The organism is Dysgonomonadaceae bacterium zrk40, assembly GCA_016916535.1.
GTDB lineage: Bacteria > Bacteroidota > Bacteroidia > Bacteroidales > Dysgonomonadaceae > Proteiniphilum.
In genome coordinates, this window is record CP070276.1 from 537826 (window position 1) to 559619 (window position 21794).

A 21794-nucleotide genomic window follows, 5' to 3' on the forward strand; every position below is an offset into this window, starting at 1 on the left:
CTTATAAAAGTGATAAGAAATGCTGGTACACACTATAGATTAATAGTAGATTTGAGTTTTTGATTATAAAGTGGTTTAATTCGGGTCTGCTGAATAATAGATATTTATGCTGAATATCAGCAAATTAAACGATATATAATATGCATAACTGCAAGAAATTGAGTATTTTTACTTCATAAACCTTGCATTTTATGATACGATTCAAGAGCTTCAGGCAGCTTTCAATTTCTGAATTCACGATGCCCTTCGAGGCAAAACTGGATGAGAATAACCGGTGGGTTGTTCTTTCAAAAATAGTTCCCTGGGAAGAGTTCGCCCGGCTTTACTACAAGAACTTCAAGAGCAACCGTGGTGCCCCCACCAAGGATGCCAGGCTTGTGCTGGGAGTGATCATCATCAAGCACATCATGAAGACGGACGATCGCGGTGTGATAGAGATGATCCAGGAGAATCCCTACATGCAGTATTTTCTTGGACTCGAAGCTTTCACTTATGAATAGGTAATGACGCCCTCGCTGCTGGTTTCCATCAGGAAGCGAATCGACCTTGATGTCTTTGAATCATTGACGGACGATTTGATAAGAAAAGGGTTGAAGCTGAAATATTTTTTTGTTATCCGGCACCTGCTGGAACAACAGGAGAGCATGTACAAGAAGAAGAGTCATCAAGTAGAAGATCGCATCGTGAGCATTCATCTGCCACATGTTCGCCCCATCGTGCGTGGCAAGGCCAAGGCAAAAACAGAGTTCGGGGCGAAGATCAACATCAGCCTGCTGGATGGATATGCCAGGGTGGATCATTTCCACTGGGATGCCTTTAACGAGGGGCAGGATCTTCAGGCACAGGTCGAACGCTTTAGGGAGCTGACAGGGAAATACCCGGAGCTGGTTCAGGTGGATAAGATTTATCTCACCCGGGAGAACAGACGGTTTTTGAAAGAGAAAAGAATCCGCTACACCGGGGAACCACTGGGGCGAAAAGCGGTAAAAGAGATCAAGAGCAGATACCAAAAACGTAAAGAGCGACGAGAGGCGGCGGAACGCAATCAGGTTGAAGGAAAGTTTGGTCAGGGGAAACGTGGATATGGTTTAAATGATATCCGCGCCAGACTGTCCTCGACATCAAACAGTTGGATAGGGGCTATCATTTTTGTGATGAACCTGATCAGGTACATGAGGGATATTCCCTTGCCTTATTTTGTCTCGTTACTATTGAAACTGATGAAAGTGAGAAATATAAACATTTATCCAGTCAAGCCACAAATGAAATTTTGTGCCTGATTGGGATTTAATAAGCAGACCCTAATTAAATGAATAAGAAAACAATTTACTTCTTTTTAGTTTTTACAGTAGCAACAACAAAGATTAATGCCCAGTCGCCGGTCGCAGAGGCACAACTGGTGCTGGCTCCCTCTAATCCTTATACCCGACTCGATCACTCCACCATGAGATGTCAATACAGGCAGACAATTGTGAACGACCCCCGGAATCCGGAGAAGTCCACTCGGGAAAATATCATGTTACTGCAGATCGGAAAGGATGTTTCCAGGTATTCCGATATAAAGAAAATAATGGGCGACTCACTGATGCTTGCCTTGGAGAAACAGGGAGCAGACAACAACACCATCATCCGTAAATTACTTCCGCTCGAACGAGGACGTTCTTCCGAGGTGATCCTCAAAAACTACCCGAATGGAAAAATCACTTTTACCAATTACCTGATGGCATCCTACCTCTACGAAGAGGTGTATAAGTCCCCCAATTGGAAATTGGGCCAAGACACCACTACCATACTCGGGTACCCCTGCAGGTTGGCCACCACCAATTTCAGGGGAAGGAACTACAGGGCTTGGTTTGCACCGGATATTCCAGTAGATGACGGACCCTGGAAACTCAGGGGACTTCCGGGATTGATCCTGAAAGCAACGGACGACAAGAACGAAGTTTCTTTCGAATGTATATCCATTGAAAAAGTTAGTTGGCAAGATGATATCTATCTCTCAAATCCGAACCTGGGATATATCAGAACCGCTAAATCGGCCTATGAAAAGCTGGTGCGTGATTTTCAAGAGAACCCGGCCGGATACATCCAGCCTGTTCTGCAAACTGAACTACCGGCAAGTGCAAAGCGAAAAAGGGCCTACAACCCCATTGAGTTGAGTGAATAAGCGTTAAACAAGTCTACATGCGTATAATAGAATTAATAAGAAGAGATCAACCAGCGTTAAATCCACTTCATTTATTTCTTTGATATTTTGATACTTAGATATTAATCTGCCGTTAAATATCAGATGACCTCTTGTGGATTACATTTGGGGAGAATATATTTGTATCACAATATATATGCGCATATATTTATTATTTTACAGACTCAGACTCAGAACCTGTACAATAATCGAAAAGGTGAAATCACTGAGTAGAAAAATGCCTTCCCTTGCCAGGAAAGCGAACAATCAAATTGAGACCAATCAATCCGGGAGTAACACTAAACCAACAAAGAAAGGCACTGCAAAAATAACATAAAAATTGTACCGTTCAACAGATAAAGTATCTGATTTGAATATGAAATGAAAAATGCAATATGGATTATAGCAATATTGAATTGCGTATTCATGCATCCATTACCCTGAATAAATTATTAATTTTATTGTAAAAGCCTTTTTTGATTAAAAATAGAAATGATAAAAAAAAAGATTTCTATTATTTTATTGATCCTTCTTGTTTCTGCACAACTTGGATTTACTGCAACTTATAGAACTGAATGTGGTGTCGTTGTACAAACAATTAGTCGAGTAGAAGCTTATATTGATGGTTGGTCAATGGACGAATTTGAAGAATATCTATTAGATTTGGATGAAATTTTCTGTCCATAAATAATTTTTTACGACACATGTTGAATTAATTTCAACATGTGTTGTTCATAATATATTATAAGTTATGAAACGATTCATTATTTCTATTTGCATTGTCATCACCATCAAAACTGTATCTGCTCAATACAGTGACAATGATCCGATCGTACAACTGAAGAGTAATGAAACCGAAATACTGGGTGAAATAAGCTATCGATTTCTTTATGAACAGACTGAAACACCGGACATATTGGCGCCGGATGAAAAAAACAGGTATGCGATGTATCTTGAGGTGAGCGATGAATCCTCTAAATATGTGGATCAAAGGCGGGTAATGGTCGATTCAATCAGGTATGAACATGCACAGCAGAAGATACATCCCGATAAGACGAGTTCCCTCACGATCCCTCTTCTTAGAAATAGCAATAAAGAGATTATCCATAAGAACTACCCCAAAGGAAAAATCACAACCATCAACCGGATTCCGTTCAATTTCTATATCTTCGACGAGGAGTTCATCACACCGGAATGGAAACTGATAGCTGGTGACACCACCGTTTGCGGTTACAGATGTCGAAAAGCTTCCACCAAGTTCCGGGGTAGGAACTTCACTGCCTGGTATGCTCCCGATATTCCAATCAGTGACGGACCCTGGAAGTTTGCAGGGTTGCCCGGACTCATCATGAAAATTTCCGATAAAAAAAATCATTACTCATTTGTCTGCATTGGAATCGAGAAGTTTAACAAACCCACCAACCTCTACATCAGTATAAGTCCCAACATGATAAAAGTCACAAAGCAACAGTTTTATCAGAAACAAAAAATCTACATGGGCAATCCAGGTGCACATATCTCCAACACAGGACAGCTTTTTACAGAGCTGCCTCAGTCCGCATATCGTTCGAAACCGTACAATCCCATCGAACTGAGTGAATAGCATCTCGCTGCTTAAACAAAATAGTATGAAACGATTATCCACCCTACTATTGCTGCTAACCCTGATTGGTGCCTCAATCGAGGCACAGTCTGTCCGTTTCCCCTATGACCCGCGTCCGGCGAAAGAGATTGTGTTCCCGGTGCTGGATACCACCTTGTTGCGGCTACGGTATCAGATGACCTGGGTGCCCGACACCCTTAAACCTGATGAAACACGGGAGAATATCATGATGCTGCAAATCGGTCACACCATCTCAAAGTGGTCTGATTATCATATTTTTATAGGGGATTCCACATGGAATGCGATGGTGCGCACAAAAAGTGCCCGTTCGGAAGTGTTGACACGCGTCACGTCGATAGAGGCACGTGCTATTCCAATCAAGATATTTAGGAACTTACCAAAAGGAAGAACAACAACGCTCGACAGGATACCATTCAACACCTACCGTTATGAGGAAGATATCCTCGAGCCTGTCTGGCAGTTGAACAGCGGAACAGAGATGGTATGTGGTTATCACTGTAACTTGGCCACCACAACATTTTTGGGTCGGAATTATACAGTCTGGTACACTCCTGAAATTCCCGTTGGTCAGGGTCCCTGGAAGCTGGGCGGACTCCCCGGCATGATCCTGAAGGCTGTGGATGACAAGGGACACTACACTTTCGAATGCATTGCCATCGAACAACCCTCCTGGATCGATCCTATCTACACCATCGACTATACTCCCTTCGACATCCGGAAAGAACAGTTTTTCAGGTTGCAAAAAAGGTATTACGACAACCCTGCCGCACAGGTTGAGAACACGGGCATGATCAAAAGCGAGCTGCCTGCCTCTGCACGCAAAGCACGCCCCTACAACCCCATCGAGCTGGGTGAGTAATTAATCATTGCCACTTGGTTCAAGTAAAACAACGCGAGGAGAGACAAAGCACGGTTAATAGGAAAGCATGATTAGATTCCGATACATACTCCTGCTCTTGCTGATTGCATCCGGTGGGGTGAACGCCCAGACGGTGATCGGCGGCAAGATAGTCGACAAGGAGAACAGAGAGCCGATCAAAGGGGTGGTGATCACCCTTCTCGACGGTGCGGGTGAGATCATCACCTACGACATATCCAAACAGGATGGCTCCTTCAACCTCCGGGTGAAGAGCGACCTTGCCCGCCTCACACTCCATGCACGGCTGTTGGGTTACAACGACGAGAAACGGGAGATTGAGAACAGGGAACAGCAGCTCACCATCGCGATGTCGTTCGGGGAGACGGTGCTGCGTGAGGTGGTGGTCAAATCGGATGCCATATGGAACAGGAACGACACCCTGGTCTACAGCGTGAAGGCCTTCCGCAATACCGGCGACAGGAGCATAGGTGACCTGCTCCGCCGACTGCCGGGTGTGGAGGTGAGCGAGAGCGGCGGCATCAAGTACCAGGGAGAGTCGATCAACCGCTTTTATATCGAGGGGCTCGATCTGCTGGAGAACCGCTACGGCATCGCCACCAACAATGTACCGGTAGATGCGGTGCAGAACGTGGAGGTGCTGGAGAACCACCAGCCGCTCAACGCCCTGCGCGACCTGGTGCCGAGCGAAAAGGCAGCCATCAACCTGCGCCTGAAGAAAGAGCGGATGTCGCGCCCGGCAGGCACTGTCACCCTTGGAACGGGTGATGCTGACGGACTGCTCTGGCTGGCCGAAGCGTTTGCCCTCAGCGCGGGGCGGAACAGGCAGTACATCGTCATGTACAAGGGCAACAATGCTGCCATGGATATAGGCCGGGAGCTGACAGAGCAGTCACTCACCGGTGGTGACGCAGCTGATGCGGCCTCCGGCTACTCACCGGTCACGCTCCTCTCGGCAAGATCGTTCAGTCCTCCTCCGCTGGAGCGGAAACGGTACCTCTTCAACAAATCGCACACTGCCTCCATCAACAACCTCCACAAGACGGGTGAACACAGCCAGCTGCGTCTCAACATCCAGTACCTGCACGATGAACGGGAGGAGAGCATCTTGCGTAACAGCGAATACTACCTCCCCGGTGGCAACCTGCTGATCAGCGAGAGCAGCGCCCTCACCCACCGAACCCACAAGATCGATGCCGCGCTGACATACAGCGACAACAGCCCCGGCCATTACCTCAACAACGCCCTCCGCTGGAGCGGCGGCAGCGACCGATCCGCCTCTGCGATCAACCTGAACGGTATGGGCGTGACGCAGGATTACCGGCTGCCGGCACAGCTGATACGCAACAACCTGCAGTATGTGAAACGATGGGGAGAGCGTCTCTGGGACTTCAGCTCGTTCATGGCCTACTCATCGCAACCGCAACAGCTCACGGTAGAGATTGACACCACAGAGACAGCGCAGCAGCAGGATGTAACCCTCTCCGGCTTTTACACGCGTAACAGCACCTACTACAGCCTGGGCTGGGGCAGCTCCAGCGTCACCCTCACGGGAGTAGCAGAGGCCTCCCTCGACAGGTATGAATCAGCAATTATCCACCCCCTGCTCAGTGACAGCACCGTGGGGGAAATACGATCGTCGCATCTCCTCCTGGAGCTGGCTCCCTCCTACCTCTACCGCGGGGAGAAGCTCACCATTCAGGCCGATCTCCCCCTGCGCAGGCAGGTAATGCAATTTGGTGAGGAGCAGCTCACCTACCTGCATGCCGACCCCTCACTGCGTTTCAACTACCGCTTCAACCCGATGTTGAGAGCACACCTCGCCTACCGGTCGTCACACTCCCTCGGTGATTTCACCGACATGACAGGCCTCTGGCTGTTGTCGGGATATCGAAGCCTCAGCAAGCGGGGCGGGTTGTTGCCGGAGTCGCGACGCTCCTCCTACAGCACGGGATTCCAATACCGCAATCCCATCAGCAGCTTCTTCCTCAACTCCACTCTTGCCTATGCCCCCTCACAACGGAACAGCCTCACCAGTCAACGCTTCATCGGCAACGAGTCGGTCACCGGCATCACCGCCCACTCCACCCGCACCGAACAGTTGCTCTGGTCATTGTACGCCGGCAAGTACATCCCCGCAATCAGGACCAACCTGTCACTCAACATCAGTTACAACAGCATGCAGGGCGAGCGGCTGCAGCAGGGAGTGCTCTACCCCTTTCGTGCAGCAGGATGGGTGCTGATGCCCAAGCTGAGCATCAAACTCTCTGACGATGCCTCCCTCACTTACCAGGAGGCGGCAACCCTTCACACTACCGAGATTGGGACAAAGGAGGAGTCGCTCCGTTCCTCCCTCTGGCAGGTGGTACGACAGCTCTCCGCCTTCTGGCAGGTCGACAAGCGGTGGCAGCTCAACGGGCGACTGGAACACTCCATGAACGAGATACGAGAGGGTGAAAAGGTGAAGCGCTTCTTCGCCGACGCCGGCATCAGCTACCGCCATTCGCGGCTGGAGCTAAGCCTCACCGCCACCAACCTCTTCAACCAGTCCGACTATTCCTACACCCTCTTCAACGGACTCGACCGCTTCGAAACACGCTACACCCTACGGCCCCGCATGTTGCTGCTCAGCCTCAGCTATCACTATTGAAAAACTACAATCAGGAATGTTACAGAGACAACAAGGTGAGATTTGACAATCGATTCTGTTTTTTTGGAAAGTCAATTTTGCTATTTTTGTGCTTGATTGATATTTCACAAAAAACAACACATGAAAGAAGCAGCCACCAACGTACCGCGATATCCCGATCTGTTCGGACACCCGAGGGGACTCTCCCTCCTGTTTTTAACCGAGATGTGGGAGCGGTTCTGCTACTTCGGCATGCGGGGACTGCTGGTGCTCTACCTCACCAAGGCACTCTTCCAGGGCGACGACCAGGCGTTCGCCATCTACGGCGCCTACACGGCGCTGGTATACATGGCACCCGTGCTGGGGGGCCGCCTGGCCGACAGCATCCTGGGTTACCGCATCGCGGTGATACTGGGCGCCGTGATGATGGCCATCGGTGAGTTCCTGATCCTGGGCGGCAGCCAGACATGGCTCTACGTGGGCATGGCGGCCATCATCGTGGGAAACGGTTACTTCAAGGCCAACATCTCCAGCCTGGTGGGCAAGCTTTACGCTGCCGACGACCCGCGTCGCGACTCCGGCTTCACCATCTTCTACATCGGTGTCAACGTGGGGGCCCTGCTGGCCACCCTGGTCGTCGTCTGGGTGGGTGAACGCTTCGGCTTCCAATATGGCTTCGGACTGGCCGGCGTCGGCATGCTGCTGGGACTGCTGATCTTCGCCGCGGGACAGAAGTACTACAAGGAGGAGGGGCGTCCGCCACGACCGGAGAAGCTGCACTCAAAAGTGCTCGGGCCACTCACGCAGCTGCAGCTCACCGTGCTGCTCTCCTTCCTGGCCATCCCGCTGCTCTACCTCCTCATCATCTACAACGGTGTCATGGGCATCCTGCTCATCCTCACCTTCCTCTACGTGGGATATACCCTCATGCGCGAGGGGATCCGCGGTGGCCGCATCCTGCGCGACCGGATGATCATCTTCATCATCCTCTGCCTCTTCAACATCCTGTTCTGGGCGCTCTTCGAACAGGCGGGCTCCTCGCTCACCCTGTTTGCCGACCGCAACGTGAACCGAAACGTCTTCGGCATCTTCGAGATGACTGCCGGGCAGACGCAGTTCTTCAACCCCTTCTTCATCATCGTCATGGGATCGCTCATTTCCATGCTCTGGGTGAAGCTGTCGGAGCGTAACCTCAACCCCAACATCCCCGCCAAGTTCGGCTACGGCATCATGCTGCTCGGCATCGGTTACCTCATCACCCGCTTCGGCCTCTACACCTATAACGAAGCATTCCTGGTACCGCTCTGGATCATCGTCGGCATCTACTTCTTCCACACCGTGGGCGAGCTCTTCATCTCCCCCATCGGCCTCTCCATGGTGACCAAGCTGGCACCCGAGAAGCTATCCGGTACGCTGATGGGTGCCTGGTTCCTCTCTTTCTCCGGCTCCAACTTCCTCGCGGGGCAGCTTGCCAGGCTCACCGGCAGCAGCAAGGAGGTAGTCGAAGCAACTGCAAGCGTAGAGACAGCCGTGGGCACTGCAGGTCCCTCCGCTTTGGAGTCTCTCAGCCGCTATATCGATGTCTACACCAGCTTCGGCCTGATTGCCGTCGCCACCGGCCTCCTGGTGCTGATCCTTTCACCCCGGCTCAACAAGCTGATGCACGGGATAAAATAGCGGTAAGGTATAAGCTTAAAGCTTAAAGCTAAAAGCTTAAAGCTAAAAGCTTAAAGCTGATCCCTTCTCAATGCAGATGCTCCCCCGCCTCATGCGTGATCTCAACCTCGCGGGCGATGAAGGACTCCTGCCCGGAGCTGTCGGTACAGTAGACCGTGAAGTGGTAATGCCCTTCCTTCACCGGGCGGCCCTCAATGCTGTCGGGGATCACCATCAGCCGGTGATTGATGATGACCTGCTGCTTGCCGGCGATCGGCTCCTCACCCTGTGCGATGAACTCACTCTCCATCCAGGTACGCTCAAAGGGGTGTGGCTCCGCATCGGTTGCCCGGGTTAAAGAGGGTTGCACTGCACTGTGCGTATGCCCGTCGAACGCGCCGTGGATGTTCACCTTGTAGGATGCCAGCGCCACGTTGTCAGAGAGGGTCACCACGAAATGAATCGCACTCCCCGGGGCATATGCCTCCTCCTCTGCCGGCTCGCTCAGCAGGATCTGTGGCTTCGCGGTATCAATCTCGTTACTGTCGCACCCGCTGAATGCGGTCACTGCCGCCAGCATCAGCAGTACAATGATATGGTTTGTTTTCATTCTTATTATGTTATTACGTTATTAAGTTAGTATGTTAGTATGTTTACAGGTTTGTTGTTTAAACTGATCACTCACCCAATCGGCACCCGCACGATCAACTGCACATTGCGTCCCGGCTCCGGAATGTTCAACCGCCGGTAGAAGCTCAGGTGGTTGAGGAAGGGCCTGTCGAAGATGTTCTGCACCTGCAGGTCGGTGATCACCCGCCGCCGGCCGATTCGCCATTGCAGGTGCGCAGAGAAGTCCCACAGCGATGTCCCCGCCGTCGCTTCCTCGTTCTTCGCCACCCGTTGCTGATCCCACACATGCCGGTACTGCAGCCGCAGTCGGTATTGTGCCATCGTTCCAGGGCTGAACCCCCTGTAGGAGAGGTCGCCCGTCGCCATGTCGGGCGGAGAGAAGGGAAGGGCGTAGCCATCCTCCAGGTTGCGGTTGCGCACCACCTCCAGGTCGCCCCCCAGCTGCCAGTGCGCGTCGAGACGATAGGTTACGGCCAGCTCACCGCCCCCCGTCACCGCCCTCGCCTGGCGGTAGCGGTAGATCTGCCCCGTGTGGGGCAGCATGGACCAGATACCCGACGGCTCCAGAAAGATATAGTTGCCGAAGTGCGACAGGAAGGGGCTCACGGTCACCTCCCAGCGGTGGTCATGGTAGCGGTACTCCCCGTCCCACTGGATGCCCCGCTCAGGGTTGAGCGTGTTGTTTCCCTGCTCGTGGCGGAAAGCACCATGGTGCACCCCGTTGGATGCCAGCTCGGCGGCCGTGGGGTAGCGGAAGCTCTTGCCGACATTCATCCTGAAGGCATGCCTCTCCGAGGGTCTGTAAACGATTCCCAGGGCTCCGGACCAGTCGCCGAAGCGGCGCTGCAGCGCCTCCGCCCGTTGTGCGTATTGAGCCGCCTCGGCGGCGCTCAGCTGCTGCGAGAGCAGGTAAGCCTCCAGCAGCGGATCATGGAAGCCCTCCACCGTGAGTGAGCCGATATCGTATCGAAGGCCTCCCGACAAGGTGAGCCGATCGTTCACCACAAATTCGTTCATCCACCAGGCGCCCCCCGTGATACGGTCGTATGCCGGCAGCAGGAAGGAGTAGCCCCCCACCCTGTTGTGTTGCAGCTCCGCGGCGATGCCCGCCTGCTTGCGCCACCGCTTCTCCTGGTCCCACAGAATGCTGCTGTTCAGCGTGTAGGTGTTGAGCAGGAACTGCAGCTCCAGATCCGGGTCTACTGCCGGCGGCGGTTGGCTGCCGTAGTGCGTGTGGAAGGGCGACCGCTCGGCGCGGCGGTTCTGCTGCACCCCCAGGTCGGCCTGCAGCGTCGCCCCTTTCAGTTTGATCCTGTTGTTCGATATCAGCTTGAGGTGTCCCGAGCTACTGTAGGGCATATCCAGGTTGCGTACCGATCCGTCCGGCAGCAGGCGATCGAGAGAGGGTATGCCGTGTGCCCCCGGGAAGAAACCGTTTCTGCCGGAGACGTATGAGGCATGCAGCCAGCTCTCCAGGCTGTCTCCCCCGTAGTTGACCGAGAAGGAGAGGTTCTGCTCCCTGCCGGCGGTGTTCTTCATCCGCCGCCCATGCAGCGGCAGCTGGCGCGTGAGGTAGGTCACCGTGTCTGCCGGCACCCGGTAGTCGCCGTAGTGCTGCAGTGTTGCCCGTCCCCGCAGGTACCAGCGTCCGCTCTTGGCGGCAACCGCCGCCGAGACGCCCATCAGGTCGTTGTTGCTCTTGGCGGTCAGCGTCAGGTCGCCCCGCACCCCCTCCTGCTGCGGCACCTGTGGCGGGAGGATCTCGATCACGCCCCCCATGGCGTCGGAGCCGTGGTGGAGCGACATAGGCCCCTTGTAGACCCGCACGTTGTCCACGTCGTACTGGTCGATCTCCAGCCCATGGTCGGCCCCCCACTGCTGGCTCTGCTGCACGATCCCCCTGTCCGACACCGCCACACGGTTGAAGCCCAGCCCCCTGATCACCGGCTTCGAGAAGCCTGCACCGATGTCCATCGAGGCTACCCCCGGCAGCGTGGCCAGCGTCTTGGCGAAGCTCTCACTGTGCTCCTGCATCAGGAAGTGGCGCCCCAGCTCCTCCACCGCCAGCGCGGGCGCCAGCGAAGGTTCTTTCGGCTGCTCTCCCTCAATCATCACCTCCTTCAGGAGCAATGCCGAAGGATGCAGGTGGATGTGCAGCAGGGTGTCCTGTTGCAGCGACAGGGAGAGGGTAAGCGGCTCGTAGCCGATGTATTGCACCGTGAGCAGGTAGTTGCCCCGCGCCAGCTCATCCAGCGCGAAGAAACCATTCTCATCGCTCTGCAGGTGCCGCTCTCCCGGCTGCAGCAGGATGGAGGCCGCCGGCAGGTAATGATCGTGCTCGGCGCAATGCACATACCCCTTCATCGAGACTCCCTGCCCGTTGATACCTAAAACAACTGCCGTCAGCAACAGCAGCAATATCATTTTTTTCATCTGTTCATCGTTATTCCAAAGTGCCCGAAACAGGCTGCTCCTCACCAGGTGTGAGAAGCAATCAGGCATTCACACTGCAACCGGCACAGATCCCTTCAATTACCACGAACACCTCCCGTTGGCTGTACCCTTCCGGCAGCTCCGCCTCAAAGCGGGTCTTGCCGCGCAGGCAGAGCACCTCGTCGCACCGCTCGCAGTGGAAGTGCGAATGGATGTGGGCTTCTCCCTGCTTCTGCCGCGTGAGGGCATACTTCACCGTGTTGTCGTTCAGCACGATGCGGTGAATCACCCCATGCTCCTCCAGCGTTTTGAGGGTCCGGTAGAAGGTAACCCGGTCGAACAGGTCTGAACTCCCCTTCAACTCCTGTTCCGACATCGCCGCCCGGCTCTGCAGCAGCTCTCCCACAATATATTTCCTGCAGGCGGTATTCTTCAACTCATTCTGTTGGAGGATCTCCTCTACGGATATCATAATATCAATTTTAATTGTTCGATATGCGTTTGCATTGAATTACAGTGTCTGGTAACTGCAACGTGCGATTTCATCCTTCAAGAGGAATCTACACACGCAACACACTTTCAAATGCAACAATGTTGCAAATATAAGGCAAAAAAAACAGCCTGCATCATGCAGACCGTTTTTTTAATCTTTTTTCAGTAGTTGCAGTTAGTTGTTATCTAAAAGCTAACAGCTAATAGCTAATAACTACTTCAAATACCACTCGTACATGCGGCGCACCCCCTCGTCAATCTCTACCTGGTGCTGCCACCCAAGGGCGTTCAGCTTAGAGGGATCGGTCAGTTTGCGCATAGTGCCGTCAGGTTTCGAGCTGTCGAAATCGATCCTGCCCTTGTAGCCGACGGTGCCGGCAATCAGCATCGCCAGGTCGCGTATCGAGATCTCGTGTCCTGTGCCGATGTTGATGTGGCAGTTGCGCACCTCCTCTTTGCCGGCTGCGAGGTCGGCGAACTCCACCCGCTCCATGATGTAGACGCAGGCATCCGCCATCTCCTCGCTCCAGAGGAACTCACGCAGCGGCTGCCCCGTACCCCAGAGCGTCACACCCTCAGGTGTCACGCCATATTTCTTTAACAGCTCCAGTATCTGCCGGTCGGTCACCGGTTCAGGCAGATCGGCATGAGTTACCCCTTCGAGCGGACTTATGTCTATAACCGGGCCCTTCAAGCGGGCACCAATGCCTTCAACCGGACGTCGGCGCAGATCCTCCCGTATCGCCTCCATGTCGCCCTCCATGAGGCACTTCGCCAGGTGGATCTTGCGGATCATTGCCGGCAGCACGTGGCTCCGTTCCAGGTCGAAGTTGTCATTCGGACCGTAGAGGTTGGTCGGCATCACCGCGATGAAGTTGGTGCCGTACTGTATGTTGAAGCTCTCGCACATCTTCAGGCCCGCGATCTTGGCGATTGCGTAGGGCTCGTTGGTGTACTCCAGCGGTCCTGTCAGCAGCGTATCCTCCCCCATCGGTTGCGGCGCCTCTTTCGGGTAGATGCAGGTGCTCCCCAGGAAGAGCAGCTTTTTCACGCCTTGGCGCCAGCTCTCGCCAATCACATTGTTCTGTATCTGCAGGTTGCGGTAGATGAAGTCCGCCCGGTAGGTGTTGTTGGCCATGATGCCCCCCACGTGCGCCGCAGCGAGGAAGACATACTCCGGCTGCTCCTCCTCGAAGAAGCGTGCCACCGCTGCCCCGTCGGTCAGGTCCAGCTCCCGCTGCCTGCGTCCCACCAGGTTGGTGTATCCCTTCGCTTTGAGGTTCTCCCAGATCGCCGATCCCACCAGTCCCCCGTGGCCGGCAACGTAAATTTTTGAATCTTTGTTCATGTTATGGTTGATCACTGATAACTTTTCAAATCATGTCGCACCATCTGCCTCACCAGCTCCTCGAAAGTCGTCTGCCGCGGGTTCCAGCCCAGCAGCGTGCGCGCCTTGGTAGGATCGCCCAGCAGCTGTTCCACTTCGGCGGGACGGAAATATTTCCGGTCCACCTCCACCAGCACGCGTCCCGTGGCACTGTCGATTCCCTTCTCGTCGATGCCGGCACCCTCCCAGCGGAGGGTCATTCCCGCCTCGGCGAAGGCCAGCGTGCAGAACTCGCGCACCGTGTGCATCTCACCGGTAGCAATCACGAAGTCCTCCGGGGTCTCGTGCTGCAGCATCCGCCACATGCACTCCACATAGTCGCGCGCGTGTCCCCAGTCGCGCCGGGCATCCATGTTACCCAGGTAAAGCTTGTCCTGCAGTCCGTGGGCAATGCGTGCCGCCGCCAGGGTGATCTTACGGGTGACGAAGGTCTCACCGCGCCGCTCACTCTCGTGGTTGAAGAGGATGCCGTTGACGGCGAACATGCCGTACGACTCGCGGTAGTTCTTGGTGATCCAGAAGCCGTAGAGCTTGGCCACGCCATAGGGGCTGCGCGGGTAGAAGGGTGTCGTCTCCCGCTGCGGCACCTCCTGCACCAGTCCGAACAGCTCGGAGGTCGATGCCTGGTAGATGCGTGTCTTCTTCTCCAGACCGAGGATACGCACCGCCTCCAGCAGTCGCAGCGTCCCCACCGCGTCGGTCTCGGCAGTGTACTCCGGCACGTCGAAGCTCACCTTCACGTGGCTTTGTGCCGCCAGGTTGTAGATCTCATCCGGCTGAATGGTCTGGATGATGCGGATCAGCGAGCTGGAGTCGGTCATGTCCGCATAATGCAGGTTGATGAGCCGGCGCTGTTTCATGTCGCGCACCCACTCGTCGAAGTAGAGGTGCTCGATGCGTCCCGTGTTGAAGGAGGAGGAGCGACGGAGCGTGCCGTGCACGGTATAACCCTTCTCCAGCAAGAGCTCTGCGAGGTAGGAGCCGTCCTGACCGGTGATCCCGGTGATGAGTGCCACTTTGTCCATAATCCAATGTATTACATGTTGTAAAAGAATAGGATGCAGGAAACGATTCAGCTCCAACCAATTGTCTGCTGAGACAGGTCCGGCATCACATAAAAAGAAAAGTTAAAGATAGCACAAAATATTTTCAATCAAGGTGCGTGCGGCAGAAAAAGTGCGACAGCAACGCTTCCGCTATTCAATCCTCACATCCACCCGGCGGCCGTAGCTCTTCATCTCCGACTGCCGATCCACCCCCTCGGGTATCACCCGGATGCGGTCAGTCGCAATGCCTTGCTCACGAAGGAATGCCGCTGCAGCCGCGGCCCGTTGTTTCGAGAGGCGCCGGTTGTAGTCGCGGTTCCCCTCCGGACTGGCATAACCGGTGAGGGAGACCTTCAATGCCGGTTGCTGCTTCAGCAGCGCTGCCACCTCCTCCAGTGCGCCTTCCGCCTCTGTGGAGAGTTTGTCTGAGGCGACCGGAAAGAAGAGCTGCCGCTGATAGAGGGCAGCCAGCATGTCGCTGAAACCTTCCTCATCGCTTTGTGTCTCTTCGGATAACACTGTGGGGGTTGCACCACCCGCTGCGGGCTCACCTGAGGCAGCGACCTGCTCCTCCGCCAGGAAAGCCCGGAAGAGGCTGTCCGCCCGTTGGTTCTCCACCGCGAGGATGCGCGACTGTTCGGCACGCACCTGTTGCAGTCGTTGCATCTCATCGCGCAGCGACTGCAGGCGCAGGGCATTGTGCTCCGTAGCGGTTGTTTCGGGACTTCCACCCTCACCTGCATCCGCAATCTGTTGCTCCAGCAAGACGATCTGCTGCTGCAGCAGCTCCACCTGCCGCTGCAAGAGAGGATCCTCCGCCGGCTGTGCTGCCACTGCCGGATAGACCGGGTAAGGCACCACACTGCTTCCGTCAGGCATCACAATCAGGTTGCGCCGCTCCGTCACTGAAGGCGTGTAACCCAGTCGCCCCGCCATGCCGTAGAGCAGCCGTTCCAGCCTGTCGAACCGCTCCTCGTAGCGCCGTTCTGCAGCGGGCGCACCCAGCTGCTGCTGTGCCGCCATCTCCGCCACCATTCGCTGCAGCTCATTCAGCTGCACCGCGCGGGCGATCTCCTGCAACGCCGCCTGCAGCTCCCGCTCGCTCACCTCAATCGAGTCGCCTGCCGGCGTCCCAATCTCATCCTGCGTCATCCTCTCATCCTGCTGCGCCCGCAACCCCGCAAAGGGAAGCAGCATCAGCAGGGAGGTTAATATCAGCGTTCTCATCGTCATCCCTTAAAATACAAATCGGTAACCCAGTGCCAGCTGGTTCTGTTTGAAGAAGCTGCGAATGGAGTAGTCCGCAAAGAGGGCGCCACTGCCCAGGTTGAGGGTGCTGCCCACGATGATGTTGGTGCCTGTGTGTGTCTCCTCACCGTGGAAGATGCCGAGACCCAACCCCAGGTAGGGTGTGAAGCGTGTGGAGATGCTCTCTAGGTTCCACACCACGTTGCCCGAGATGCCAATGCCGCTCTTGCTGCCCATCGCCGCATAGAACTCCGGCATGAAGTCGAGCGCTGTATTGCTGATCTGCATGTGACCGCGCACCCCGATGTTCCAGGCCGAGAGGTCACCGAAGCCGGGACCGGTATAGAAGGAGAGGCGGTTCCACTTAAAGGTGCGGTTGTCGTTTGCCGACCTGCGACTGCCGGTGTAGCCCGTGACGGGTGATACCACGGGTGTCGCCGTACTGCTCCCCCTGTCGGTGATGACGATGGTCTCACTGGAAGATCCCCCCCTGCGTGAAGCCTCATCAAGACGGATGGTCAACTCATCGAGGCGACGGGCCAGCTCACTGTTCTGCTGCTCCAGGCGGCGCATCTCTTCTCTGCGGAGCTGTTCCTGACGACTCTCCTCCTGCGTGGGCAGAGCCTGCTGACGTGCATCGGCCACCGGCTGCACCCCGTAGTAAGGCACATGGCGGGTCTCGCTCCGCACCTCATCCACCACACGCTCCACAAGCTGTGCCAGATCGTCGCTGCTCATCCGCAGGACCCTGTCACCCCTGTTCGCGTGCAGCTGCATCTGCAGCTCCTCGTCCAGCCGCTCCTCATCGATTGTGAGGTCGCCCACCATGCGGTCGCGTGGCACCTGCCCCTCGTTCTCCAGTACCCGGAGCGCCTGCTCCATGCGGTTCTTCTGCTGCACGGTGCGACTCTGTTCCGCCAGCAGAGCCCTGGCCCTGAGGCTGTCGCCCTGTGCCTCCGCCAGCTGTCGCTCCTCATCGAGAGCCGCCAGCTGCATCTCATATTCCTCACGCATCGCGTTGATCTCCTCGTTCCGGGCCACACGCTCCTCCTCCATTGCGGCGTCGAGACGCGAAGAGAAGAGTTCGTCGGCGCCATTGCGTGCCGAACGACCCAGGTTGAAGCGCAGGCCTGCATTGTAGAGCATGCTCGTCTTCACCTGTGAGGGATGGTTCAGGTCAACCGCCTCCACCCCGTTCTCTGAGGTGAACATGGCGCTGGCGTTCCCGAAGAGCGCCACGTAACGCGACAGCGGGATCTCCAGTCCCACGCCGCCAAAGGCGAACGCCTGGCTCTCTGCGGGGGCGAAGCCCAGTCGCACCGTATAGTCGTCCGCCACCTTCATGTATCCGGCGCCCAGCAGCAGGTAGGGGTTCACCCCGCGCGGCTGGTTGAGACGGGCAATAAGGTTGGCGCCGTAGAGCGATAGCTGGTCTCCCAGGCTGAGCGACATCTTGTTTGCCTCCTCGGTGGAGCGATAGTAGAAACCACGGATCCCCACCAGTGAGGTGAAGTCGATCCCTGCGTTAAGACCCAGCAGGTAATGGTTGTAGAGGGGCGATTCATCGTGGAAGTTCACGTAGGCAGCCGCCGGTTCCAGCACGAACTTCAACCCGCGGAAGCCGTCCGTCAACAGATGCTGATAGGCCTCCGCCACCGATCCCTTGTCGGGGTTGCTACCCCCCAGGTAGAAGTCGAGCGTGGCAGCTGCCGACCAGTTGTTGAGCCTTCCTTCCTCGCCATTCTCACGGTAAGCCGCCGTGAGCAGCGGTGAGTTGTCGTTCATGCCGAAGAAGCTGTTCCTGGCCTCCAGCGAGAGGGCTACCCTGTCGGAGAGGTGGAACTTGGTGCCCACACCCAGGGTGCCGAAGAGCTGCTCTTCCTCAATGGTGAGTATTCTACTCCCCACTTGTCAGACCATAGGATCTCGTTTTTAAGTTTAGTTCGTTTCCATTGTAAACCACTCTCTGTGCCTGGAACGGGTTCTGTCAAGGCCGACCTTTAGGTCGCTTGTCACAGCCTTGACAGGTTCCGGGACAGGCATTACCTTTGTTTGCAATGGAAACGAATCAGGCTGCATACTCATACCAGGAAAAGGGCGTTTTTCTATCAAGGCTTTGATGCTGTCGCCGGTTGTTGTAATAGGTGATAAACTTAATCAACCCCTTTCGCAGTATGTTGCCGTTCCCGGCCGGACAAATATAGACATATTCTTGTTTGAGTGTATGCCAGAAGCGTTCTATCCAGACGTTGTCAAGTGCCCTGCCTTTCCCGTCCATGCTGATGGTGATCTCTTGGCTTTCAAGATACGCTATCCATCCTGGACACGTAAATTGAGATCCCTGGTCAGAGTTTACAATCTCCGGCTTGCCATGCACGGCGATTGCTTTACGAAGCACATTCAGGCTGTTTTCGGCATCCAGCGTATTGTGAATGTCCCAGCCAACAATATACCGGCTATATACATCAATGATAGCCGTCAAGTAAAGGAATCCTTTTGCCATTGGTATGTACGTGATATCGATACACCATACATGATTCGAGTGCGTGACCTCAAGACCTCTAAGTCTGTACGGCTGAATGTATTTGGCCAACCCCAGCTTACTCAGGTTCCGTTTCGGATAAATGGCCATGATGCCCATTTTACGAAGCAATCGGCGGACACGCTTCGGACCTGCCGGGATACCCATTGCACGCAGAAAATCAACCATCCCCAAAACACCTTTTGTTGGATGTTCCATGTATTCTTCGTCCATCAGACGCATCAGTTCGAGGTTTGCAGGATCCTCTACGGCAGGCTTGTAATACTGCATGCTGCGATTCAATCCGAGAAGCTCACACTGGCGTCGTTGGCTCAAATCATCTCTCGGGGATACTATTTTTTTGAGGACTTCAGTATCCCCAATTGCTCTGAGGCCCTCCTGCAAAAATCCACTTCTACCTCCAAACGGCCTATTTTCTCATACAATTCCTTCTCCCGTTTGGCAACCTCCTCGTCTGGGGCCTTGGTTGAGAATATCTCTGCTCCTCGGGCCAGGAACTCCCGTTTCCAGTTGGAGATCATTTGTGGATGCACATCGAACCGCTTGGCCAGCTCGCTAAGTGTTTCAGCTTCCTTGATTGCCTCTATCGCAACCTGGGCCTTGAAAGCTGCACTGTGTTTCTTTCTTCTTGTTGACATAATGAGCAAATTTAATCGTTTTTTATTAAACTTACCCTGTGGTCTGAATTATTGGGAGTATTATAGAGAGCCTCCGGTTCGTCCAGGGCAGGAGGCAGGAGGTGATCCATCTGCTGCACACCACCACCCAGCGTGATGTAGGGAGCGAGGAAGCCCCCCTGCGCAAGGTTCACCCTCATCTCCCCGCCATAGCGGATGAGGTCGCTCTGTCCGGTCGCCGCCGCGGGAAGGATCGACTCCACCGTAGGCATGAAGAGCTGGCTCTCCACGTTGCTGACCCTTTGGTAGAAACCGCGCAGCTCAAAGAGGGGTCCGAAGCCGAAGCCTGCCTTAAGACCCATCCAGCTGTTGTTCTCCAGCGAGAGGTTTTCATTCCACCAGGTGTATTCTGCCACCGGCGACACGGTAAAGGTGATGTCTCTCACCTGTGAGGCTGCCTTTCCGCCCATCAGGGCCAGCAGCAGGGTAATCAGCAATAATCGTCTGTTCATTGTAAGGGTTATGGTTATGGTTTTGATATATTCTGTTTAGGTCGATAAAACAGCTTTGGCCGCTCAACGACACAACAATTCGCGTCGGGTGAGAAATCGGCATCCCCCCGACAGCGCTGTACCGGTAATCGAAAAACAATCCTGACTGTGATTTATCAATAATGATTCTGATTTACAGGTCAAATATACTAAAATTATTTCAACCATGATCCATCCCTGCCCAATCATTCCACAATGTCGTAAGGTTGGGGGGATGATACCGACCACTGAAAGAAAAAACGTCCGGATTGCTCCGGACGTTTCAATCGATGTCGCTTTAAGCCCATCATGTTCTTCTTACAGCTTACAACTCTTCCCTTATCGGATCATCGTACTGCAGCTGAAGCCGTTCCAGCTCCTCGTGCAGCTCGGCGGTGATCTCCTCATACCCCTCCTTGCCGTAGAGGTTCTGCATCTCCGTCGGATCCGTCTCCAGGTCGTAGAGCTCCCACACGTCAATGTCGTCATAAAAGTGGATCAGCTTGTAGCGATCCGTTTTCACGCCGTAGTGTCGCTTCACCGCATGCTCGCCAGGGTACTCGTAGTAGTGGTAGTAGAGCGACTTGCGCCAATCCTTCGGCTCCTGTTGTGCTTCCAGCAGAGGCAGCAGCGACACCCCCTGCATCTCTTCGGGCACCTCAAGACCCGCCAGCTCCAGCATGGTGGGTGCGAAGTCGATGTTCTGCACCAGTCCCTCAATTGCTCCTCTTTTCTTGAAACCCTCCGGCAGCTGCATCACCAGGGGTGTGCTGAAGGACTCCTCATACATGAAGCGCTTGTCGAACCAGCCATGTTCACCCATGTAGAAACCCTGGTCGGAGGTGTAAATGATCACCGTATTCTCCGTCAACCCTTCCGCCTCAAGGTAATCGAGCACGCGCCCCACGTTCTCGTCGAGTGAGCGGATCGTCTTGGCGTAGTCACGCATGTAGCGCTGGTACTTCCACTCTGCCAGCTCGTCGCCCTGCAGGTTCGCCTCGTAGAAGGCATCGATGATCGGCTGGTAGTGGGCATCCCATGCCGCTTTCTGGGCTGAGTCGAGACGGGCGTACTCACCATGGATGTAGGTGTTGGAGAGGCGCGTCTCCACCCCCTCGCGCAGCATCTTCAGGTCGTTCACGATATCCATGTCGTGGTCGCTGGCGATGCTCAACTCCTGTTGTGCCGCCGCGGGGCGACCTGCATAGTCGTCGTAAAAGTTCTCCGGCAGCTCGAACGTCTTCTCCTCATAAAGCGACAGGTGGGGCGTGTCGGCCATCCAATTGCGGTGAGCCACCTTGTGGTGGAGGAAAAGCACAAAGGGCTTCGTGTTGTCGCGACCGTTCTCCAGCCACTCCAGGCTCAGGTCGGTGATGATGTTGGTGGCATATCCCTTGTAGTGAGTCCTTCCCTCTTTGGTGATGAAGTCGGGGTTGTAGTAACTCCCCTGCCCCGGGAGAATCTCCCAATGATCGAAGTGTGTAGGCTCGCAGTCGAGGTGCCACTTGCCAATCATGGCGGTTTGGTAGCCACCCTCTTGCAGCAGCTGCTGTACCGTCAACTGAGCACTGTCGAAGGTGGTATGATTGTCCAGCTTGCCGTTCTTGTGGCTGTGCTTGCCGGTGAGCAGGCAAGCGCGGCTCGGTCCCGAGATGGAGTTTGCCACGTAAGCGTTCCGAAAGATCACCCCATTGTCGGCAATCCGGTCCAGGTTGGGTGTCTCGATGTGGCGGTTGTCGTAGCAACTCATCATCTGCCGCGTATGGTCGTCGGTCATGATGTAGACGATGTTGAGAGGTCTCTCAACCTCTGCCTTTCCTCCACCGGTGCAGGAGGCCAGCAGTGCCGTTCCCGCCAGGGGATAAATAATATTTGAATGAAGTGAAGCTTTATTCATA

Annotated in this window: 19 protein-coding genes; 8 read left to right on the plus strand and 11 right to left on the minus strand. The window is 54.7% G+C overall.

The features are described 5' to 3' along the window. The first annotated feature begins 191 nt into the window (after nucleotides 1–191). The 8 genes from JS578_02395 to JS578_02430 all read left to right on the plus strand — a co-directional run bounded on the left by JS578_02395 (nucleotide 192) and on the right by JS578_02430 (nucleotide 8992). Nucleotides 192–500, plus strand: a complete 309-nt coding sequence (locus JS578_02395; protein ID QRX64130.1) for a transposase — start codon at nucleotides 192–194, stop codon at nucleotides 498–500. A 3-nt stretch (nucleotides 501–503) separates the two neighbouring features. Beyond that, nucleotides 504–1280 carry a transposase gene (locus JS578_02400; GenBank protein ID QRX64131.1) on the plus strand — a complete coding sequence of 259 codons (777 nt, stop codon included), beginning with the start codon at nucleotides 504–506 and terminating at the stop codon, nucleotides 1278–1280. 29 nt (nucleotides 1281–1309) lie between these two features. Next, nucleotides 1310–2167, plus strand: coding sequence for a GLPGLI family protein (locus JS578_02405; GenBank protein QRX64132.1), 858 nt, complete (start codon nucleotides 1310–1312; stop codon nucleotides 2165–2167). A gap of 510 nt (nucleotides 2168–2677) precedes the next feature. Further along, nucleotides 2678–2872: a hypothetical protein gene (locus tag JS578_02410; GenBank protein QRX64133.1), complete on the plus strand. Its 195-nt coding sequence runs from the start codon at nucleotides 2678–2680 to the stop codon at nucleotides 2870–2872. 64 nt (nucleotides 2873–2936) lie between these two features. Beyond that, nucleotides 2937–3788 (plus strand): GLPGLI family protein, encoded by an 852-nt coding sequence (locus JS578_02415; protein ID QRX64134.1) that lies wholly within the window; start codon nucleotides 2937–2939, stop codon nucleotides 3786–3788. A gap of 25 nt (nucleotides 3789–3813) precedes the next feature. Then, on the plus strand, nucleotides 3814–4668 hold the full coding sequence (locus JS578_02420) for a GLPGLI family protein (GenBank protein ID QRX64135.1): 855 nt from the start codon (nucleotides 3814–3816) through the stop codon (nucleotides 4666–4668). A gap of 67 nt (nucleotides 4669–4735) precedes the next feature. Continuing rightward, nucleotides 4736–7336, plus strand: a complete 2601-nt coding sequence (locus JS578_02425) for a TonB-dependent receptor (GenBank protein QRX64136.1) — start codon at nucleotides 4736–4738, stop codon at nucleotides 7334–7336. A 120-nt stretch (nucleotides 7337–7456) separates the two neighbouring features. Continuing rightward, on the plus strand, nucleotides 7457–8992 hold the full coding sequence (locus JS578_02430; GenBank protein ID QRX64137.1) for a peptide MFS transporter: 1536 nt from the start codon (nucleotides 7457–7459) through the stop codon (nucleotides 8990–8992). A 67-nt stretch (nucleotides 8993–9059) separates the two neighbouring features. Here JS578_02430 and JS578_02435 read toward each other — a convergent pair whose 3' ends face one another. From JS578_02435 to JS578_02485, 11 genes are all read right to left on the minus strand, one after another. Further along, nucleotides 9060–9581, minus strand: coding sequence for a DUF4625 domain-containing protein (locus JS578_02435; GenBank protein ID QRX64138.1), 522 nt, complete (start codon nucleotides 9579–9581; stop codon nucleotides 9060–9062). Between the two features lie 71 nt (nucleotides 9582–9652). Continuing rightward, nucleotides 9653–12034 (minus strand): TonB-dependent receptor, encoded by a 2382-nt coding sequence (locus JS578_02440; protein ID QRX64139.1) that lies wholly within the window; start codon nucleotides 12032–12034, stop codon nucleotides 9653–9655. A gap of 61 nt (nucleotides 12035–12095) precedes the next feature. Continuing rightward, a complete protein-coding gene (locus JS578_02445) occupies nucleotides 12096–12503 on the minus strand; it encodes a transcriptional repressor (protein QRX64892.1) in 408 nt (135 codons plus the stop codon). A 237-nt stretch (nucleotides 12504–12740) separates the two neighbouring features. Further along, nucleotides 12741–13874: a GDP-L-fucose synthase gene (locus tag JS578_02450; protein QRX64140.1), complete on the minus strand. Its 1134-nt coding sequence runs from the start codon at nucleotides 13872–13874 to the stop codon at nucleotides 12741–12743. Between the two features lie 11 nt (nucleotides 13875–13885). Continuing rightward, entirely contained in the window at nucleotides 13886–14938 is a 1053-nt protein-coding gene (gene gmd / locus JS578_02455) for a GDP-mannose 4,6-dehydratase (GenBank protein QRX64141.1), read from the minus strand. Nucleotides 14939–15109: 171 nt separating this feature from the next. Then, nucleotides 15110–16186: an OmpA family protein gene (locus JS578_02460; protein QRX64142.1), complete on the minus strand. Its 1077-nt coding sequence runs from the start codon at nucleotides 16184–16186 to the stop codon at nucleotides 15110–15112. A gap of 9 nt (nucleotides 16187–16195) precedes the next feature. Continuing rightward, on the minus strand, nucleotides 16196–18115 hold the full coding sequence (locus JS578_02465) for a hypothetical protein (protein QRX64143.1): 1920 nt from the start codon (nucleotides 18113–18115) through the stop codon (nucleotides 16196–16198). A 160-nt stretch (nucleotides 18116–18275) separates the two neighbouring features. Beyond that, entirely contained in the window at nucleotides 18276–19064 is a 789-nt protein-coding gene (locus JS578_02470; protein ID QRX64144.1) for an IS3 family transposase, read from the minus strand. Nucleotides 19065–19081: 17 nt separating this feature from the next. After that, entirely contained in the window at nucleotides 19082–19387 is a 306-nt protein-coding gene (locus JS578_02475) for a transposase (GenBank protein ID QRX64145.1), read from the minus strand. An 11-nt stretch (nucleotides 19388–19398) separates the two neighbouring features. Then, the gene (locus JS578_02480; protein ID QRX64146.1) at nucleotides 19399–19878 is read right to left on the minus strand and encodes a hypothetical protein; all 480 of its coding nucleotides are present in this window, start codon (nucleotides 19876–19878) and stop codon (nucleotides 19399–19401) included. 343 nt (nucleotides 19879–20221) lie between these two features. After that, entirely contained in the window at nucleotides 20222–21793 is a 1572-nt protein-coding gene (locus tag JS578_02485; GenBank protein QRX64147.1) for a sulfatase, read from the minus strand. Nucleotide 21794 lies beyond the last annotated feature (1 nt).

What these genes read in the sequence shown, in the direction of transcription:
- JS578_02395 (QRX64130.1), top strand. Translation starts at nt 192, where the DNA reads ATGATACGATTCAAGAGCTTCAGGCAGCTTTCAATTTCTGAATTCACG.
- JS578_02400 (QRX64131.1), top strand. Translation starts at nt 504, where the DNA reads ATGACGCCCTCGCTGCTGGTTTCCATCAGGAAGCGAATCGACCTTGAT.
- JS578_02405 (QRX64132.1), top strand. Translation starts at nt 1,310, where the DNA reads ATGAATAAGAAAACAATTTACTTCTTTTTAGTTTTTACAGTAGCAACA.
- JS578_02410 (QRX64133.1), top strand. Translation starts at nt 2,678, where the DNA reads ATGATAAAAAAAAAGATTTCTATTATTTTATTGATCCTTCTTGTTTCT.
- JS578_02415 (QRX64134.1), top strand. Translation starts at nt 2,937, where the DNA reads ATGAAACGATTCATTATTTCTATTTGCATTGTCATCACCATCAAAACT.
- JS578_02420 (QRX64135.1), top strand. Translation starts at nt 3,814, where the DNA reads ATGAAACGATTATCCACCCTACTATTGCTGCTAACCCTGATTGGTGCC.
- JS578_02425 (QRX64136.1), top strand. Translation starts at nt 4,736, where the DNA reads ATGATTAGATTCCGATACATACTCCTGCTCTTGCTGATTGCATCCGGT.
- JS578_02430 (QRX64137.1), top strand. Translation starts at nt 7,457, where the DNA reads ATGAAAGAAGCAGCCACCAACGTACCGCGATATCCCGATCTGTTCGGA.
- JS578_02435 (QRX64138.1), bottom strand. Translation starts at nt 9,581, where the DNA reads ATGAAAACAAACCATATCATTGTACTGCTGATGCTGGCGGCAGTGACC.
- JS578_02440 (QRX64139.1), bottom strand. Translation starts at nt 12,034, where the DNA reads ATGAAAAAAATGATATTGCTGCTGTTGCTGACGGCAGTTGTTTTAGGT.
- JS578_02450 (QRX64140.1), bottom strand. Translation starts at nt 13,874, where the DNA reads ATGAACAAAGATTCAAAAATTTACGTTGCCGGCCACGGGGGACTGGTG.
- gmd (QRX64141.1), bottom strand. Translation starts at nt 14,938, where the DNA reads ATGGACAAAGTGGCACTCATCACCGGGATCACCGGTCAGGACGGCTCC.
- JS578_02460 (QRX64142.1), bottom strand. Translation starts at nt 16,186, where the DNA reads ATGAGAACGCTGATATTAACCTCCCTGCTGATGCTGCTTCCCTTTGCG.
- JS578_02475 (QRX64145.1), bottom strand. Translation starts at nt 19,387, where the DNA reads ATGTCAACAAGAAGAAAGAAACACAGTGCAGCTTTCAAGGCCCAGGTT.
- JS578_02480 (QRX64146.1), bottom strand. Translation starts at nt 19,878, where the DNA reads ATGAACAGACGATTATTGCTGATTACCCTGCTGCTGGCCCTGATGGGC.
- JS578_02485 (QRX64147.1), bottom strand. Translation starts at nt 21,793, where the DNA reads ATGAATAAAGCTTCACTTCATTCAAATATTATTTATCCCCTGGCGGGA.